Source organism: Nocardioides oleivorans, from assembly GCF_004137255.1.
GTDB lineage: Bacteria > Actinomycetota > Actinomycetes > Propionibacteriales > Nocardioidaceae > Nocardioides > Nocardioides oleivorans.
On sequence record NZ_SDWT01000001.1, the window covers coordinates 3,122,359 to 3,138,454 of the forward strand.

At 73.4% G+C, this 16,096-nt stretch carries 16 protein-coding genes; 9 read left to right on the top strand and 7 right to left on the bottom strand.

The window, feature by feature from the left end:
• The first annotated feature begins 14 nt into the window (after positions 1-14).
• Positions 15-1,388 (top strand): hypothetical protein, encoded by a 1,374-nt coding sequence (locus EUA93_RS14955; RefSeq protein WP_129400859.1) that lies wholly within the window; start codon positions 15-17, stop codon positions 1,386-1,388.
• Here the strand turns inward: EUA93_RS14955 and EUA93_RS14960 are convergent.
• Positions 1,325-1,831 (bottom strand): hypothetical protein, encoded by a 507-nt coding sequence (locus EUA93_RS14960; protein ID WP_129400860.1) that lies wholly within the window; start codon positions 1,829-1,831, stop codon positions 1,325-1,327. The genes EUA93_RS14955 and EUA93_RS14960 overlap by 64 nt on opposite strands.
• Positions 1,832-1,921: 90 nt before the next feature.
• Between EUA93_RS14960 and EUA93_RS14965 the strand changes: the two genes are divergently transcribed.
• The 3 genes from EUA93_RS14965 to macS are packed head-to-tail and all read left to right on the top strand — an operon-like array spanning position 1,922 to position 4,663.
• A complete protein-coding gene (locus EUA93_RS14965; RefSeq protein ID WP_242497388.1) occupies positions 1,922-2,722 on the top strand; it encodes an alpha/beta hydrolase in 801 nt (266 codons plus the stop codon).
• A 19-nt stretch (positions 2,723-2,741) separates the two neighbouring features.
• Positions 2,742-3,527 carry a lysophospholipid acyltransferase family protein gene (locus EUA93_RS14970; RefSeq protein ID WP_129400861.1) on the top strand — a complete coding sequence of 262 codons (786 nt, stop codon included), beginning with the start codon at positions 2,742-2,744 and terminating at the stop codon, positions 3,525-3,527.
• Positions 3,524-4,663, top strand: coding sequence for a MacS family sensor histidine kinase (gene macS, locus EUA93_RS14975; RefSeq protein ID WP_129401271.1), 1,140 nt, complete (start codon positions 3,524-3,526; stop codon positions 4,661-4,663). The genes EUA93_RS14970 and macS overlap by 4 nt, the downstream gene beginning before the upstream one ends.
• 15 nt (positions 4,664-4,678) lie before the next feature.
• Here macS and EUA93_RS14980 read toward each other — a convergent pair whose 3' ends face one another.
• Positions 4,679-6,916, bottom strand: coding sequence for a fused MFS transporter/spermidine synthase family protein (locus EUA93_RS14980; protein ID WP_129400862.1), 2,238 nt, complete (start codon positions 6,914-6,916; stop codon positions 4,679-4,681).
• Between the two features lie 88 nt (positions 6,917-7,004).
• Between EUA93_RS14980 and EUA93_RS14985 the strand changes: the two genes are divergently transcribed.
• Entirely contained in the window at positions 7,005-7,523 is a 519-nt protein-coding gene (locus EUA93_RS14985; protein ID WP_129400863.1) for a flavin reductase family protein, read from the top strand.
• A gap of 53 nt (positions 7,524-7,576) precedes the next feature.
• The gene (locus EUA93_RS14990) at positions 7,577-8,236 is read left to right on the top strand and encodes a response regulator (RefSeq protein WP_242497390.1); all 660 of its coding nucleotides are present in this window, start codon (positions 7,577-7,579) and stop codon (positions 8,234-8,236) included.
• 10 nt (positions 8,237-8,246) lie between these two features.
• On the opposite strand, the gene EUA93_RS14995 is transcribed toward EUA93_RS14990, so the two are convergent.
• The 3 genes from EUA93_RS14995 to EUA93_RS15005 are packed head-to-tail and all read right to left on the bottom strand — an operon-like array spanning position 8,247 to position 11,031.
• Positions 8,247-9,518, bottom strand: coding sequence for a hypothetical protein (locus EUA93_RS14995; RefSeq protein WP_129400864.1), 1,272 nt, complete (start codon positions 9,516-9,518; stop codon positions 8,247-8,249).
• The gene (locus EUA93_RS15000; RefSeq protein ID WP_165355168.1) at positions 9,515-10,126 is read right to left on the bottom strand and encodes a class F sortase; all 612 of its coding nucleotides are present in this window, start codon (positions 10,124-10,126) and stop codon (positions 9,515-9,517) included. The genes EUA93_RS14995 and EUA93_RS15000 overlap by 4 nt, the downstream gene beginning before the upstream one ends.
• A gap of 26 nt (positions 10,127-10,152) precedes the next feature.
• Positions 10,153-11,031 (bottom strand): DUF4397 domain-containing protein, encoded by an 879-nt coding sequence (locus EUA93_RS15005; RefSeq protein ID WP_129400866.1) that lies wholly within the window; start codon positions 11,029-11,031, stop codon positions 10,153-10,155.
• 170 nt (positions 11,032-11,201) lie between these two features.
• On the opposite strand from EUA93_RS15005, the gene EUA93_RS15010 reads away from it, so the two are divergent.
• Together EUA93_RS15010 and EUA93_RS15015 are read left to right on the top strand one after the other, a co-directional pair.
• Complete coding sequence (locus EUA93_RS15010) at positions 11,202-12,098, top strand: arylamine N-acetyltransferase family protein (RefSeq protein WP_129400867.1); 897 nt, start codon at positions 11,202-11,204, stop codon at positions 12,096-12,098.
• The gene (locus EUA93_RS15015; protein WP_165355169.1) at positions 12,095-12,547 is read left to right on the top strand and encodes a GNAT family N-acetyltransferase; all 453 of its coding nucleotides are present in this window, start codon (positions 12,095-12,097) and stop codon (positions 12,545-12,547) included. Before EUA93_RS15010 ends, EUA93_RS15015 begins: the two co-directional genes overlap by 4 nt.
• 25 nt (positions 12,548-12,572) lie before the next feature.
• Here the strand turns inward: EUA93_RS15015 and EUA93_RS15020 are convergent, their stop codons facing one another.
• The gene (locus tag EUA93_RS15020) at positions 12,573-13,589 is read right to left on the bottom strand and encodes a phosphotransferase family protein (protein ID WP_129400868.1); all 1,017 of its coding nucleotides are present in this window, start codon (positions 13,587-13,589) and stop codon (positions 12,573-12,575) included.
• A gap of 91 nt (positions 13,590-13,680) precedes the next feature.
• Here EUA93_RS15020 and EUA93_RS15025 point away from each other — a divergent pair, with 91 nt between their 5' ends.
• The gene (locus tag EUA93_RS15025) at positions 13,681-14,574 is read left to right on the top strand and encodes a coiled-coil domain-containing protein 6 (protein ID WP_129400869.1); all 894 of its coding nucleotides are present in this window, start codon (positions 13,681-13,683) and stop codon (positions 14,572-14,574) included.
• Between the two features lie 206 nt (positions 14,575-14,780).
• Here the strand turns inward: EUA93_RS15025 and EUA93_RS15030 are convergent, their stop codons facing one another.
• Entirely contained in the window at positions 14,781-16,007 is a 1,227-nt protein-coding gene (locus tag EUA93_RS15030) for an HNH endonuclease signature motif containing protein (protein ID WP_129400870.1), read from the bottom strand.
• Between the last annotated feature and the right edge of the window lie 89 nt (positions 16,008-16,096).

The window sequence follows — 16,096 nt, forward strand, 5'->3', positions numbered from 1 at the left end:
GGCATACTGCGCGGGTGTCGGTGGACTCCCAGGTGCCCGTGGCACGAGCGCTCACCGTCCTCACCGGGACGGTCTGCCTGCTCAGCCCCTGGGCGTCGACCCCGGTGCTGTCGGCGACCTACGCGCTGCTCCTCGGTGCGCTCGTGGTGGCGCTCCTCGTCGTCGTACGGCGTCCGGGCGCGGCGGTCGGCGTCCGGCCGCTCCTGTGGCTGATGGCCGCGGCCGCGGTGGTCGGCGTGGCCCTCGTCGGCGGCATCGCCCTGGTGAACGGGGCCGGGGTGCCCGTCCTCGCGACGGCCCCAGTGGTGCTCGTGCTCGGCGGCGCGGCGATCCTCGTCCCGGGGTGCCTCCCGCGCTGGTCGTACGCCGTCCTCGCGGTGGCGTACGCCGTCCTGGTGGCGGCCTTCGTCAGCACCTGGGACCAGCCGATCGACGTCGAGGTCTTCGTCAGGGACGGCGTCGCCGCGCTCGCGCGCGGTGAGTCGCCGTACGCCCTCACGTTCGCCGACGTCTACCCGCCGGGGGAGAGCGCACGCGTCTACGGCCCCGGTGTGGTCGAGGACGGTCGGCTGCAGTTCGGGTTCCCCTACCTCCCGGCGGTGCTGCTGCTCGACCTGCCGATGGGACTGGTCGGCGACCCCGTCTGGATGCACGCCCTGCTGCTCGGGCTCGCGCTCGCGCTCGGCTGGCGCGTGGCGAGCGACGCGCTCGGCCGCGCCGCGATCGTCGTGCTGGCGCTCGCCCCCGCCACCCCCCTGGTGCTGGCCAACTACTGGATCGAGCCCGCGATCGCCGGCCTGTTCGCGCTCACGTGGTGGGGGATGCACCGTGGCCGCACGTGGGCGGTCGTCCTCGGCCTGGGCGCGTTCTTCTCCGCCAAGCAGTACGCCGCCTACTTCCTGCCTGCGCTCTGGCCCGTACTGCGGAGCAGCGGTGTGCGGGTCGTGCTCGCCGCGGGGGCCGTGGGTGTCGTGGTCGTCGGGTCGCTCGCCCTCATGGATCCCCGGGAGTTCTACTGGTCGGTGGTCCAGCTGCAGTTCGTCCAGCCGTTCCGCGACGACGCGGTCTCGCTGCTCCCGGCCCTCCAGGAGGCGGTGGGAGAGCTCCCGGGCTGGTTGACGACGGTCTCGTCGCTCACCGGGATCGTGGTGTCGGCCCTCGTCGCGTGGCGCACCCGCCCGGGCCCGACGGCGTTCGCGCTGTGCGTCGGCCTCGGCCTGCTGGCGACCGTGGTGCTCGCCAAGCAGGCCTTCGTGAACTACTACTCCCTCATCGGGGCCGTGCTCCTGCTCGCCGGGGTGGGCTGGCCGGAGGACGACCCGGCTCAGACGCGCGAGCCGTCGTCCCAGGGATCGCGGGGCGAGCGCGGCATCTCGAGCACGAGGTAGAGGAAGCCGCCGACGAACCACAGCACCAGCACCCAGCCGAACAGCGGGTTGACGTAGATCGAGAACAGGGCGATCACGAGGGCGAGTGCCGGGGCCAGGAAGATGCCGGCCCAGGCGAGCCCCCGCTGCCAGGTCCGGGGCACGGGGAACGGCGGAGGGAGCGGCGGCCGGAACCGCTCCGACTCCGCGACCGCCTGCTGGCGTGCCTCTACCTCGTCGTCGTCGAGGAGCCGGTCGGGCAGCTCGCCGGCGAGGTCGGACGGCAGGTCGCCCGGGCGTGCGTCGACCGGCTCGGGATCGGCTGCGGGAGCAGGCTCGGGACCAGCGCCCGAGCCGGTCCCGGGGGCGGTGCGCTCGTCGGGCAGCACGGCACGATCGCCGTAGTTCTCCACGATCTCGCGCCACGCCAGCTCGGTGCTGCTCTCGTCCTCCGGCCGGCTCACGGCACCACGGTAGCCCGCGGGTGGTGCGCGCGTCTGTCCCCGCGTCCGACCACCGGCCACCGGGGCCGTCCGTGGTGCACACTGTCGCCTGTGAAGATCCCCTTCCGCGGCGCCCCGGCGGCGCCCCTCGACCCGGCCCTCGTGGCGCCGATGTCCACGGCGGCGCGGCCCGAGCAGACCGGCGGGAAGCGCGTCGGTGTGCTCGTCCAGCACGGGTTCACCGGCAACCCGGCCTCCATGCGTCCCTGGGCCGAGGACCTCGCGGGCCGCGGGTACGCCGTGGAGATGCCGTTGCTGCCCGGTCACGGCACGCGCTGGCAGGACCTGAACACGACCTCGTGGGCGGACTGGGTGGCCGCGGTCGACGGTGCCGTCGACACGCTCGTCGCGGAGAACGACGTCGTGGTCGCGGTCGGCCTCTCGATGGGCGGCGCGCTGTGCCTGCGCCTGGCCGCCGACCGCGGCGACGACCTGGCCGGGCTCGTGCTGGTCAACCCGGCTGTCGACACGCTGCGCAAGGACGTCAAGCTGCTGCCCGTGCTCCAGCACGTGGTGCCGGCGATGCCCGGCATCGCCAACGACATCAAGAAGCCGGGCGCCGACGAGCACGGCTACCCGATGACCCCGCTGAAGGCGGCCGCGTCGATGTTCACGGGCTACGCCGAGCTGCGCCGCGACCTGCCGCGGATCACGATCCCGGTGCTCTACTTCCGCTCCGCCGTCGACCACGTCGTCGACATCTCGAGCTCGCAGGCGCTCAACGCCGGGCTGTCGTCGAAGGACTTCGAGGAGCGGGTGCTCGAGGACAGCTTCCACGTGGCCACGCTCGACAACGACGCCCCGCGCATCTTCGCCGAGTCGGCGGAGTTCATCGACCGGGTCACCGGCTAGCGGGGGCTAGGCTCAGCCCGTGCTCTATTGGTTCCTGAAGTGGGTCGCCCTCGGGCCGGTGCTCCGCCTGGTCTTCCGGCCCAAGGCGTTCGGCGTCGACCACGTGCCGGAGACGGGCCCGGCGATCCTCGCGAGCAACCACCTCTCCTACGCCGACTGGCTCTTCATGCCGCTCACCCTGCAGCGCCGGGTGACGTTCGTGGCCAAGGCGGAGTACTTCACGAGCCCCGGCATCAAGGGCTGGTTCCAGAAGAAGTTCTTCACCGGTGCCGGCCAGGTGCCCATCGACCGGTCCGGCGCCAACGCCGCCGAGGGCGCGATGAAGTCCGCGATGAAGATCCTCGGCGAGGGTGACCTCTTCGGCATCTACCCCGAGGGCACCCGCTCCCACGACGGCAAGCTCTACCGCGGCAAGACCGGCGTCGCCCGCCTGGCGCTCGAGTCCGGCGCCCCGGTGGTGCCGTGCGCGGTCGTGGGCACCGACGTGGTCGCCCCCAACGGCAAGGTCTACGGCAGCTGGACCCGCCCGGTCGTGCGCTTCGGCCCGCCGCTCGACTTCTCCCGCTACGCCGGGATGGAGAACGACCGCTACATCCTGCGCTCGATCACCGACGAGATCATGTACGAGATCATGCGCCTGTCCGGCCAGGAGTACGTCGACCTCTACGCCAGCAAGGCCAAGGAGCTCGACAAGGAGGCCCGGGAGGCCGCCAAGCAGGAGGCCGCCCGGCAGTCAGCAGCCGCGGCGGCCGAGGAGGCCGGCACCGACGAGGCCGGGGACGGGCCGGAGCAGAAGGCGTCCTGAGCACCTCGGCGCCACCCCGCGCGGACTCGTCCCTCGCCGTCGAGGACCGCCTCTACTCCGCGCTCGCGATCGTGCGGGTCGTGGTGACGGTCAACATGGTCGGCCTCAACGCCTACCGTCGCGACAACTTCACCCACCCCGACGTGGCGCTGGCGATCGTCGCCGCCCTCGTCGTCTGGACCGGGACGGCCATCTGGCTCTACCACGACCGCGCGCGACGTACGCCGACCCTGCTGGTGGCCGACCTCGCGATCGTGCTGGCCGCCATGGCCGCGACGCCGTGGGTGAAGTCGGAGCACTTCAACGCCACCATCCCGGGGTTCTGGGTCATGGGAGCGCTGCTCGCCTGGGCGATCCACTGGCACTGGCGGGGCGGCCTGGTGGCAGCCGCGCTGATCTCGCTGGCCGACGTGCTGCCGCGCGCGGAGCTCGACCAGGGCAACTACGGCAACGTGTTCCTGATCCTCATCGGTGGACCGATCGTCGGCTTCCTCTGCGAGTCCCTGCAGCGAATGGCGCGCGAGCGGGACGCCGCCGAGCGGGCGGCGGCGGCCGCGGAGGAACGGACCCGCCTGGCCCGGGCCGTGCACGACGGCGTGCTCCAGGTGCTGGCGATGACCCAGCGACGAGGTGCGGCAGCCGGCGGCGAGTGGGCCGAGCTCGGTCGCCTCGCCGGTGAGCAGGAGCGCAGCCTGCGCTCCCTGATCCGTCAGCAGGACACGGTGCCGGCGGCCGGGGGCGGCCGGGTCGACCTCGCCGGTGCGCTGGAGGCGATGGCCACGGCGCACCCCGTGCGGGTCGAGGTGGCCACGCCGGGCGGGACCGTGCTCGTCGACGCGAAGGTGGCGGAGCAGACCGTCGCCGCGGCCCGGGCCTGCCTCGACAACGTCCTCGCCCACGTGGGTCCCGACGCCGGCGCCTGGGTGCTGGCGCAGGCGGCACCCGACTCGATCACCGTGTCGGTCCGCGACGACGGCCCGGGCATCGCGCCCGGTCGCCTGGAGGAGGCCGCGAGCGAGGGTCGGCTGGGAGTCGCGTCGTCGATCCGGGGACGGGTCGAGGAGCTCGGCGGCACCGCCGTGATGGAGAGCGGTTCGTGGGGCACCGAGTGGGAGCTCACCGTCCCGCTGGTGTGATGCGGGGGCCGCGGGTCAGCGCAGCACGGACAGCACCGAGGAGTAGTCGTCGGTCCACTCCACGCTGGGCGACGTCGGGAGCGGCTCCCAGCGCTGCAGGTCGGTCAGCGCGTCGGCCACGGCGTCGGACCGGGTGAGGGCGACCCACACGCTCGTCTCCGCGCCGGGACCCTCGCCCCCGGTGCCGATCACCGCGCGCAGCCCCAGGTCCCGGGCGTGCGCGGCCAGGACGGGGCGGAGGTCGAAGACCCGGTTGCTGATGTGGACCGCGAGCACGCCGTCCGGGCGGACCCGGTCCAGGAAGACCTCCACGCCCTCGCGCGTGAGCACGTGGACGGGGATCGAGTCGGAGCTGAACGCGTCGAGCGCGAGCAGGTCGAAGGACGACTCCGGCTCGCGCTCCATCATCAGGCGCCCGTCGCCCACCACGACGTCGACCTCCGCGGGCGAGTCGCCCAGGTAGGAGAACCAGCGCTCGTCCTCCGCGATCCGTGCGACGACCGGGTCGATCTCGAAGAACCGCAGGTGCGTGTCCGCGGTGCCGTAGGCGGCGATGGCGCCGGCGCCGAGGCCGACGACACCCACGTCGGTCGGCTCGACGACGGACATCAGGTCGCCGACCGGCCCGTCCGAGGCGTAGTACGTGGTCGGCACGTCACGCCGCGCCTCGTCGAGGAACTGGGTGCCGTGGATGGTCGTGCCGTGCAGCAGCCGGTGCTGGCCGTCCACCGCCCGAACCCGGTAGCTACCGTAGAACGTGCGCTCGGTCAGCAACGAGGACCGCTCCTGCACCACGACGACGGCCACGGCAGCGATGAGCAGGCCCACGCACAGGAGGGCAGGTGCGCGCATGGCGAGCCAGCCGACGACCACCGCGACGAGCCCGGCCGCGACCAGCACCGCGCTCTGGACGGCTCCGAGCCCGGAGACGACGCTGAGCAGGCCCACCGCGCCGGTCGCCGCAGCCGCGGTGGCGAGGCCGACCACGACGCGCCGGGGCGTGAGCCGGACGGCGGGCACACCGATGGCCAGGACGGGGAGCAGCGCGACCGTCAGGAAGTACTCCCACACGCCGTCGAACAGCAGCGGGGCGACGACCCCGTTGAGCAGTCCGCCCAGCGCCCCGCCCACCGACACCACGAGGTAGAAGAAGGTGAGCTGGGTCGGGTCCGGCCTCGTTGCGGCGAGCCGCGCGTGCGCCGCGAAGCCGGCCACGCCGACGGACACCACGTTGGCGCCGACCACGAGGGGGACCAGCGAGGAGAGCGCGGTGCTGCCCAGCCCGGACACGATGCCGGTGGTCACGGCGAGGACGACGCACGGGAGCACGAGGGTGGCGGACACGGTGCGCGTGGTGCGGGCGAAGGCGAGCACGAACGAGGCGAGGTAGGCCGCGAGCGGAAGCACCCAGAGCAGGGGCACCGCGGCGATGTCGGTCGACAGGTGGGCCGTCGCCGCGAGCATCAGGCTCGAGGGCAGGAACGCCCACAGGCACCAGAGGCCGGCCTGGCGCCACGAGGGACGTCCGGCGGCGACCGCCTCCCGTGCCCCCGGCTCCGCGGTGCGGCCACGGACCGTGAGCGCGCAGGCTGCCATCAGGACCATGAACACGACGAACCCGGCCGACCACCACGTCCGCTGCTGGGTGAGCGTGAGCAGGGGCTCGACCGCGAACGGGTAGGCCAGCAGCCCGACGAAGCTGCCCAGGTTGCTCCCCGAGAACAGGAAGTACGGATCGTCCGAGCGCGGGCCGCCCGCCCAGGCGTACCAGCGCTGGATCAACGGTCCGGTCGTCGAGAGCACGGCGAAGGGCAGGCCCACCATCAGCACGAGCGTGCGCAGCAGCCACAGCACCGGGCTGTCCCCGGCCGACGGCGCCGCCTGCGCGGGCAGCGCGATGGGCAGGGCCAGCAGGGGGAGCGCCAGCAGGAGCAGGTGCGCGCGCGGTTGCCAGCGAGCGCCCAGCCGCTGGGTGGACCCGTGTGCGTAGACGTAGCCCGCCAGCAGCAGGACCTGGAACAGCAGCGAGCTGGTGCTCCACACCGTCGCCGAGCCGCCGAAGGACGGCAGGATCAGCTTGGCGGCCAGCGGCTGGACCATGAAGAGCAACGAGGCGCCGACGAAGGTGGTGCAGGCGAACAGCACGGCGACCCACACGCCCCGTTCGTCCTCGGGCCGGGCGCTGCCGCGGCGGTCGGACGGATGGGTCGTGCGGTCGGTCGTGCGGTCGGTCGGCACGGCGGTGTCGGTCACGAGGGCCCCTTCGTCCCGCTGAGGGTAGGCAATCCACGCTGCCCGTGACCGCGGTTTCGCCGAACCGGCGGGCGCTAGCGTGGAGCGCGTGACGATCCACTCGACCCACCCGTTCCTGGAGCCCGAGGGCGACCGGGACCCCGTACGACGACTGCGCGGGCGCCTCGGCGGCACGGTGTCGCTCTGGACGGCGGGGGCGGTGGACGGCGAGCGCGCGGGCCTCACGGTCACGTCCTGGCTGGTCGCCGGCGGAGAGCCCGGGCGCGTGCTCGCGCTGCTCGACCCGGACGCCGACCTCACCGACGTGCTGCTCGGGACCGGTCGCGGGGTGCTGCAGCTGCTCACGTGGGCGGAGCGCGACCTCGCCGACGCCTTCGCGGGGACCGCCCCGGCACCGGGTGGCCCGTGGCGGATGGCCGAGTGGCTGTCCACCGGCCACGGCCCGCGGCTCGAGCGGGCCGCCACCTGGGCGACCCTCGAGGTCGAGTCGGACGTCGAGGTCGGCTGGTCCCGGCTGGTGACCAGCCGGCTCGGCGAGGTCGTGGTCGGTGACGACCACGATCCGTTGGTGCACCGCCGGGGTCGTTACCAGCAGCCGGGCGGGTAGTCGGTCTACGATCCATCCAACTCGTGGGACGGGGGAGTCCGATGGTGCGGTTGATGGTGGTCGACGACCACCCGATGTGGCGTGACGCGGTCGAGCGCGACCTGCAGGCGGCAGGTCACGACGTCGTGGCGGTCGCGTCCAACGGGCGAGAGGCGATGGCGAGGTTCCCCGCCGCCGCGCCGCAGGTCGTGGTGCTCGACCTCCAGCTGCCCGACCACAGCGGGGTGCAGGTCACGAGCATGATGCTCGAGCACGACCCGACCGCCCGGGTCCTGATCCTGTCCGCGAGCGGGGAGCAGGGCGACGTGCTCGACGCCATCAAGGCCGGGGCCACGGGCTACCTCGTGAAGTCCGCGTCGTCCGCCGAGCTGGTCGACGCGGTGTCCCGGGTGGCCGACGGCGACACCGTCTTCACGCCCGGCCTGGCCGGGCTGGTGCTGGGGGAGTTCCGTCGGATCGCCGACGGGCCGGCTGACGACCCGCGCGACCAGCTCACCGAGCGGGAGACCGAGATCCTCCGGATGGTGGCCACGGGGATGAGCTACAAGCAGATCGCCACCCGGCTCGTGCTGTCGCACCGCACCGTGCAGAACCACGTGCAGAACACGCTGCGCAAGCTCCAGATGAACAACCGCGTCCAGCTCACCCGGTGGGCCATCGAGCACGGGCTCGACGAGGACGAGGCGGAGGACACCGGGCAGGGCAGGACCTGACGCCTGCTCCTCAGGAGGGCACCGTCACCGCGGCCACGACCCGGCCGCCGGCCTCGCTCCCGGTGAGCTGGACCTTCCACTCACCGTCCCCGTCGGAGGTGCCGCACGGCACCAGCTCGGTGGCCATGGTGGGCGCGCAGGACAGGGACAGGACCTCCGCGGACCGGATCACTCGCACGTCGCGCGGCTGCGTCGCCGAGACGTCGAGCGCGGTCGTGGTCGCCAGTCCGCGTCCGGTGGCGGAGGAACTGCGCTGGACGGCGCCGTCGAGGTCGTAGGTCACCCGGATCAGCGTCGCGGAGGAGAAGACGTAGGTGGCGCGGCTGAAGGTGATCTCCGCCGGACCCGAGGCCGCCTCGCCGTCGGCGGTGACCTGCACGTCCGTCGCGACGACCGCGGTGCCCTCGCCCGCCTCGGGCAGGGAGACGTCGACCTGGTCGAGCGGGTCCTCGGTGTGGATCCAGTGCGTCACCTCGAGGCTGCCGTCGGAGCGCACCCGGGTCAGGGTGCGCGAGGCGCCCGCCTCCGGCCAGCCCGCGGGGAGCTGGGCCGCCGGGGTGTCGCTCGGCGCCGGCGGGTCGTCGCTGCCGAGCTGCCAGGCCACCACGCCGCCGCCGACCGCGGCTGAGACCAGGACCAGCAGCGCCAGCCCTGCCACCTTCCGGCCGGACGCCCGCTCGCGCTCGACGGGCGGCGCCGGCAGGGACGCTGGGGCCGTGGGACGTGCGGCCGGGGCGGTCCGGGCGGCCGGTCGTGCTGCAGGGGCGGTCCGGGCGGCCGTCTGGGATGGGGTGGCCGGTCGCGTCGCTGGTCTGGCCGACGCAGCCTTGGCCGACGCGGCCCTGGCGGGTGCGGCCTTGGCCGACGCAGCCTTGGTGGTCGCGGCCTTGCCCGGCGCAGCCTTGCCCGACCCCGCCCTGGCTGGCGCGGCCTGGGTGGTCGCGGACGCCTTGGCCGGTGCCTTGGCCGGTCCCTTAGCCGGTGCGGGTGCCGGCGTCGGCGTCTGCGCCGCGGCCGGACCGGGGTCCTCGTCGAGGTCGTGGACCAGCTGGCGGATCGCCTCGCGGACCTGCTCCAGCTCGGGCTCGGGTGCCTGGACGGGCAGGAGCGACGGAGACGCGGGAGCGGCGGCCCGGGCGTCGGGGCGGGTGTCGGGGCGGGCGTCCGCGCTGGCGTCCGGGCCGGCGTCGGGCCTTCCGTCGACGTCGGCGTCGGGCCCGCGCCGCGGCTGCGGTGGCACAGCCGTCGGGAGCTGCTTCTTGTACTGCTTCTTCTTGGTCACGAGGTCTCCGGAGGTCCGAGCGGGAGGGCGGTGACGACCGCGAGGTTCTGGTAGCCGCCTCGCGAGGAGTCGTACGGAGGGGCACAGGTCACGAGCGTGAGCCGCAGGTCGCCCGACGCGTCGAAGATCCAGGAGTCGTCGACGAGGCTGCCCTGCGGCACCAGCCGTCGCTCACGGATCACGAACTCCTGGTGCAGGCCGGCGGACTCCACCCGCAGCCGTGCGCCGCTCTCGGCGGTGAGCAGCTCGGCGAACGGACCGAGCCCCTGCGTGGTCGAGTCGACGTGGGCGGCGACGAGCACCGAGCCGAAGGGGTCGCCGATGCGCGCCCCGCCGCGCCACCAGCCGGCGACGTCGATGTCGTCGGGCACCGCGAGCAGCCCGGCCGGGGTGGTCCCGACGGCTCGCACCGGCACCCGGCGCCCGCCGGGCAGGACGACGAGGGAGGGGACCTGGGGACGTACGACGGTGTCGGCGCGGGTCGCCGGGGCGACGCTGCTGGGGTCGGCGGACGGGGCGGGCGCGGCGCTCGTGCTCGTCCGGGCAGGAGCCGCCACGTCCGGTGCGGCGGTCCCGGCGCAGCCGGCGGCCAGGACGGCGAGTGCCACGACGAGCCCCAGGGTCCGCGCCGGCGTCATCCGAGCCGCGAGCGCGACGTCGTACGCCGGAGACGGCGGCGTACGACGGGGGCACTAGCCGCGGCAGGCACGAGCAGCGCGACGAGCGCCACCCACCAGACCAGCGGAGTGCCCGAGCCGGATCCGCCCGCGAACGTGCTGACGGGGTCACGGACGAGCCCGGCGGACCCGGTGTCGATGCGGGAGGGCTCGACGGAGCCGTCGGAGGACAGCGCCTCGGTGTGCGCGATGACGTTCATCGACCCGTCGCGCGGGTTGCCGTAGGCGTAGATCATCGACAGCGTGCTGCCCTCCAGGCTCACGTCGAGCGGGCCGAGGATCGGGTCGTCGGTGGAGCCGGAGGGCAGGAGCGCCACCGAGATGGTGCCCTCGGGCACGTCGGCGTCGGCGAACTCGCCGTTGGCGATGTTGGTGAAGACCGTCTTGCCGTCGACCTCGACGTCGGCGGGCGCGACGGTCGCGGTGTGGGCGAGCAGGACCCGCGCCTTGCCGGGGCCGATCGGCCCCGTCGGGGCGGCGTAGGAGTGGACCACCGGGTCCCCGCCGACGGCGGCAGGCAGGTGGAGGACGACGTCGCTGGAGGCACCGGCCGCGACGTCGAGCGTCGAGTCGACCTGCATGTCGTCCCCGGTGAAGGTGACGTCGTGGGTGCCGGGGGCGAGGTCGAAGGGGCCGAGCACGGCACCCACCTCGGCGTCCTCGGCGACGGACTCGCCGTCGATGGCGACCCCGACGGTGGCGCCGGGCACGGCCTGGATCACCGTCACCTGGGCCGGCGAGGCGGCCGGACCCGAGGCGGCCGCGCCGGGCTGGGCCGGAGCGACGACGAGCATCGCGAGAGACGCGGCGAGGACGGTCGGGAAGAGTCGGAACATCGGTGTTTCACCCCCATGAAACGGTCCCGGGAGGAGGACCGGTCCTCACGACAACACCGCGTCCACCCGTGTTCAACCCTGAAATTGGGTACCCCGGACCAGACCGGTACCTGTGGGGGTAGGTTTCGGCAACGGCAGGTCCACAGGAGCGGTACGGAAGGGGTCAAGAGGTGCCTGACGAGGGTCCCGAGGTCGATCGCTACCTCGGCAGGCTCGGTCTCACCGGGCGACCCGCGGCCACCCTCGCCGGCCTCCGAGAGGTGCACCGCGCCCACGTGTCGCGCGTCCCCTACGACAACCTCTCGATCATGCTCGGACGCCCCGACCCGGTCGATCCCGCACACGGCGTCGAGCGGGTCACGACCGGCGGCCGGCTCGGCTACTGCTTCCAGCAGAACGGCGCCTTCGCGTGGCTGCTCACCGAGCTCGGCTTCTCGGTCAGTCGCCGCCACGGGCACGTCTGGACGAGTCCCGGGACGCAGCTCGCCACCGACCTCAACCACCTCGTGCTCGTGGTCTCCGGCCTCCCCTCCGACGACAACCCGGGCGGCCACTGGTGGGCCGACGCGGGGCTGGGGGAGGGCTTCGCCGAGCCGCTGCCGCTCGTGCGGGGTGACCACGTCGTCGACGGGTGGTCCTACGGCATCGGCGCCGGCTACGGCGCCCAGGCGGCCGGTCGCCCGACCGGACCTGCCGCGTGGACCTACCGGCACCTGCCCGGTGGCGTGCTGGGCGGCATCGTCGTCACCTCGCGCGACCACTCGCCGGACGCGATCGCCGCTGCGCACGCCGTGCTCGGCCTCGGCGAGGGCTCGCCCTTCCGCCGGGTCCTGGTCGCCCAGCGGATCGACGGTGCCCGGCAGCTGACCGTCCGCGGCCTCGTCCACCAGGTCCTGACCCCCGGCTCGCGCGACCAGCGCGACCTGGCGTCGTACGACGACTGGCGGTCCGCGCTCGCCGACGAGCTCCTGCTGCCGACCGACGACGTCACCGACGCCGAGTGGGCGTCCCTGTGGGACCGGACGCTGGCGTCGCACCGCGCGTGGGACGAGGCGGGTCGTCCGTGACCCAGGGGACGCTGTGGAGGAGGGCCACCGTCGACGACGTGGTGGCCCTGCGCGACCTCGAACGTGTCGCGAGCCGGGCCGGGCTGGCCCACGTCTTCGGCGACCTGCCCTACCCCGACGACGACGTGCTCGCCCGCTGGGCGCTGCTCCTCGACGACCCGGAGGTGGTGGTCGACGTCGTCGACGACGAGCAGGGGCTGGTCGTCCTCGCGGCGCACGACGGCAGCACCCTGCGGCACCTCGCGGTCCGGCCCGACCACTGGAGCGCCGGCCTCGGTCGGGAGGGCTTCGCCCGGGCCGAGGCGGCCGGCGCCCGACGGCTCTGGGTGCTGGAGGCCAACGCCCGTGCCCGCGCGCTCTACGAGTCGCTCGGGTGGGCCCCCACCGGGCTCACCCAGGAGTGTCCGTGGCCGCCGTACCCGACCGAGATGGAGTACGCCGCGCGCTGACCGCGGCCACGGATCGCGCTGGTCGTCACCAGGGGGTGGGAGCCTCCACCAGTTCCCTGAGCCGCTGGACCGGCGGATGATCGGTGGCATCGCCTCGCTGCGGGGACTGGGGCGGCCACCAGACGAGCGCCCGAACGGCGCAGCACAGCTCGTACAGCCAGACGCGATCGCGTACGTGCTCGCCCGCGAACAGCTCGGGGTAGTCCTCTTGCCACCAGTCCACGCCGAACCCCATCCCGAACGTGACGGGGCTCAGCAGCTCGAGGTCCCTCGGTGCCCACCGGGCGTACTCGAAGTCGATCAGGCCGCTGATCCTGCCGTCGTGCACCATGACGTTCGCCGCCGTCGCGTCTCCGTGGACCACGCATGCATCACCGAGCTCGGCCTCCGGGGAGAACGGGTCGTGCCGCGCCAGCGAGCCGATCCGGGCCGTTGCGGCGTCCACCAGTGCAGGATCGACGAACGGCACGGACCTCGCCAGCGAGGCGACCACCTCGAGCCTCGCCATGGGGAGCGGCACGAAGTCGGCCGCCCAGACCGACATCGGCCGGTCGAAGGACATGTCCGGGCGCTCGATGAGCTCGTCTCGCAGGCTGGGGGACGGCGACCACGCATGCAGCGCCCTCAGGTGCCCGGCGAGCTGACGGAACACGTCCCGCAGCACAGGTGCGCTGACATGCTCCATCGTGAACAGCGGTTGACCGGGCAGACGCGGCGACAGCACCCAGCTCATGTCCTCCGCGGCTCCGGCGGCGGACACAGCCGCGTGCGGGATGTCGTCAGGCAGCTCCTCCAGGATGCGGGCCTCGCGCAGCAGCCTGCGACGGTCTGAACGCCAGCACACGCGCAGGACATCGCCATCGAAGAGCCACGCATCATTGGCCTGGCCCCCGGCGAACGTGGCGTCCTTCGGAACGCGGACCGGGAGGTGGGCCCGGAGCCGGTCCAGACGCCATGCCGCCGCCTCGGGACTCCACGGTTCGGTGGAGACGTCGACCGGCACGGGTGTCGCGTCGATGTACGGCGCGCCGTCGGGGATCACGACCCGAGCCTACGGAGCCACGTCCTCGACCGGTCCGGCCCCATGCTCGGCCGGGAGGGTCCCGAGGCGGCACCCCACTAGGATCGTCGGCGTGGCCGACCCTCTGCTGGAGATCGCCGACGACCTCTACTCGCTGCCGCTCGCGGACTTCACGCCGGCGCGCGACGCACTGGCCAAGGAGCACAAGGCCGACAAGGCGCTCTCCGCCTCGATCAAGGGCCTGAAGAAGTCGTCGCTCGCGGCGTGGGTGGTCAACCTGCTGGTCCGTCGCGACCCTGACCAGGTCGACCAGGTGCTCGCGGTCGGTGAGGCGCTGCGCGAGGCGCAGGACGCCCTCGATGCCGCCCAGCTGCGCGAGCTCACCAAGCAGCGCCGCCAGCTGACCGCTTCCGTCACCACCGCGGCCCGGCGCCACGCGCGGGCCGAGGGCGTGAAGACCACCGAATCGGTGGCCGACCAGGTTGAGGCCACCCTCACCGCGGCGATGCTCGAGCCCGACGCCGCGAAGGCCGTGCGCTCCGGGCTGCTCGTCACCGCCCTCACGGCCACCGGGCTAGGGGACCTCGACCTCAGCGCCGCGGTCGCGCTGCCCGAGGCGCTCGGCTTCAGTGCGACGGCGCGGCCGATCGCCGCCCCGGATCCCGACGCGCGACCCCAGCTCCGCGTCGTGCCCGACCCGGACGCGGACAAGAAGCTGCGGGCGGCCGCCGAGGAGCGAGTCGCCGACGCCAAGGTCGTGCTCGGCGAGACCGAGAAGGAGCAGCGCGCGGCCCGGCGCAAGGTCGAGAAGCTCCAGGCGAGGACGCTGCAGGTGCAGTCCGAGCTCGACGAGCTGCGCAGCCGGGTGGTCGACCTCGAGAACACCCTCGAGGAGATCGACGACGACCTCGGCGAGGCCGAAGCGGCCCAGGCCGAGGCCGAGGAGGCCGTGGACGAGGCACGTGCCGAGGTCGACGCGGCCAAGGAAGCCCGCGACAGCCTCTGAGGTGGCCGCGCCGTCTCGGTGATCGCCGTCGGTGTCATGTCGACTCGGCATGTGGACGCCGGGGTAAGAGTCGTGCTCAGGCGGCGCAATGTCGCGCCCCCAGACGGTACGCGGCGCAATGTCGCGCCCACAGACGGTACGCGGCGGTTCGCCGCGGCTTCGCAGCGCTGCATCCTGGGGCGGTTCGCCCGTGCTGAGCGGTCGGCCTACGTCCTCAAGATGAAGGTGAGGGTGTTGTCGGCGTGGATGGTCGTGACGTAGCGGCTGCTGTGGGCAAGGCGGTGGTGGTGGGGGCACAGGAGGCGGCCGTTGCTCAGGTCAGTGGCGCCGCCCTTGGACCAGGGGTCGTCGTGGTGGGCGTGGCACCCGGACGCGGTGGTTTCGCAGCCGCGGGCGGTGCAGCCGCCGTCGCGGAGGCCGAGCGCGATGCGTTGGGCTTTGGAGTGCAAGCGGGCGCTGCGGCCCAGGTCGAGGGGCTGGGACTTCGATCCGAGGACGGCTGGGATGATCGCGGCCTCGCACGCGAGGCGGCGTGCTTCGCCGGCGGTGAGGCGGATGCCGTCGTCGAGCAGCGCGACTGCTGCGTCGCCCAGCAGCTGTTCGAGGGTCATGGTGATGACCACGGTGGCGTTGACGCCTGCGGTCTGTGAGGTGGCGTCGAGGGGGTAGCGCTCGATGTATTCGATGAACGCCTCGCCGAGTCGACGGCGTAAGGGCTTCCAGTTGCCGGTCTCGTCCTTGAGGTCGGCGTCGGTGTGGCGGGCCGGGTTCGTCAGCGCCATCAGGTGGCGTTTGAACATCTTCCCGATGTGCGAGGGGACGACGAACGTCCCGCGGCACCTGCCTTCGCCGTCGTCGGTCAGGGTGAGGTCGACGTTGGCGAACGCGCGGGCTTCTTCGGCTTCGAGGGCGGCTGCTTCATGGGACTCAGCCACTTCAGGGGCGACGTGGTCGAGGATCTGCTTGCCGAGCTGCTTCAGGTCCTTCGCGTCGAGCTGCGCGGCGAGGTCGAGCAGCATGCTCTCGGCCTTCTCACGCACGTCGGCGTCGACACGGTCGGGGAGGGCGTCGACGGCGGCGACGATGACCCGGGCCTGCTCGGCCCGGATGGCGCCGGCGGCGAGTGCGGATGCCGTCGGGGCGTGCACGTCGTCAGCGAGCGCGACGCCGAGCTCGGTGAGGCGGTTGGCTTCGGCGCGGGTCAGGTTGCTTCGGCGGGCCCACCACTGGTGGGTGTGCCGGGCGCCGATGCTGTCGCCCAGCCGGCGCCGGTCGGCCTCGGCTGCGGTGCGGCACTGCACGCTGGTGAGCCTGCTCGATGCGACCGTGGCAGCGTCGAGGAGCCGCACCACGTCAGCATCCGCCATCCCGCCCAACGTCATCGTTGCAAGGTCGTCCAGGAGCCCGTCGAGCCGCGCCAGCAGACCGGTCACCAGCGAAGAGGCGTCCGCGTCCACACCCGGCGCACGCCACGGCGTGCCAGGAGCCTTACTCTCAGGGCGATCGGGTGGACGGCTGCTCA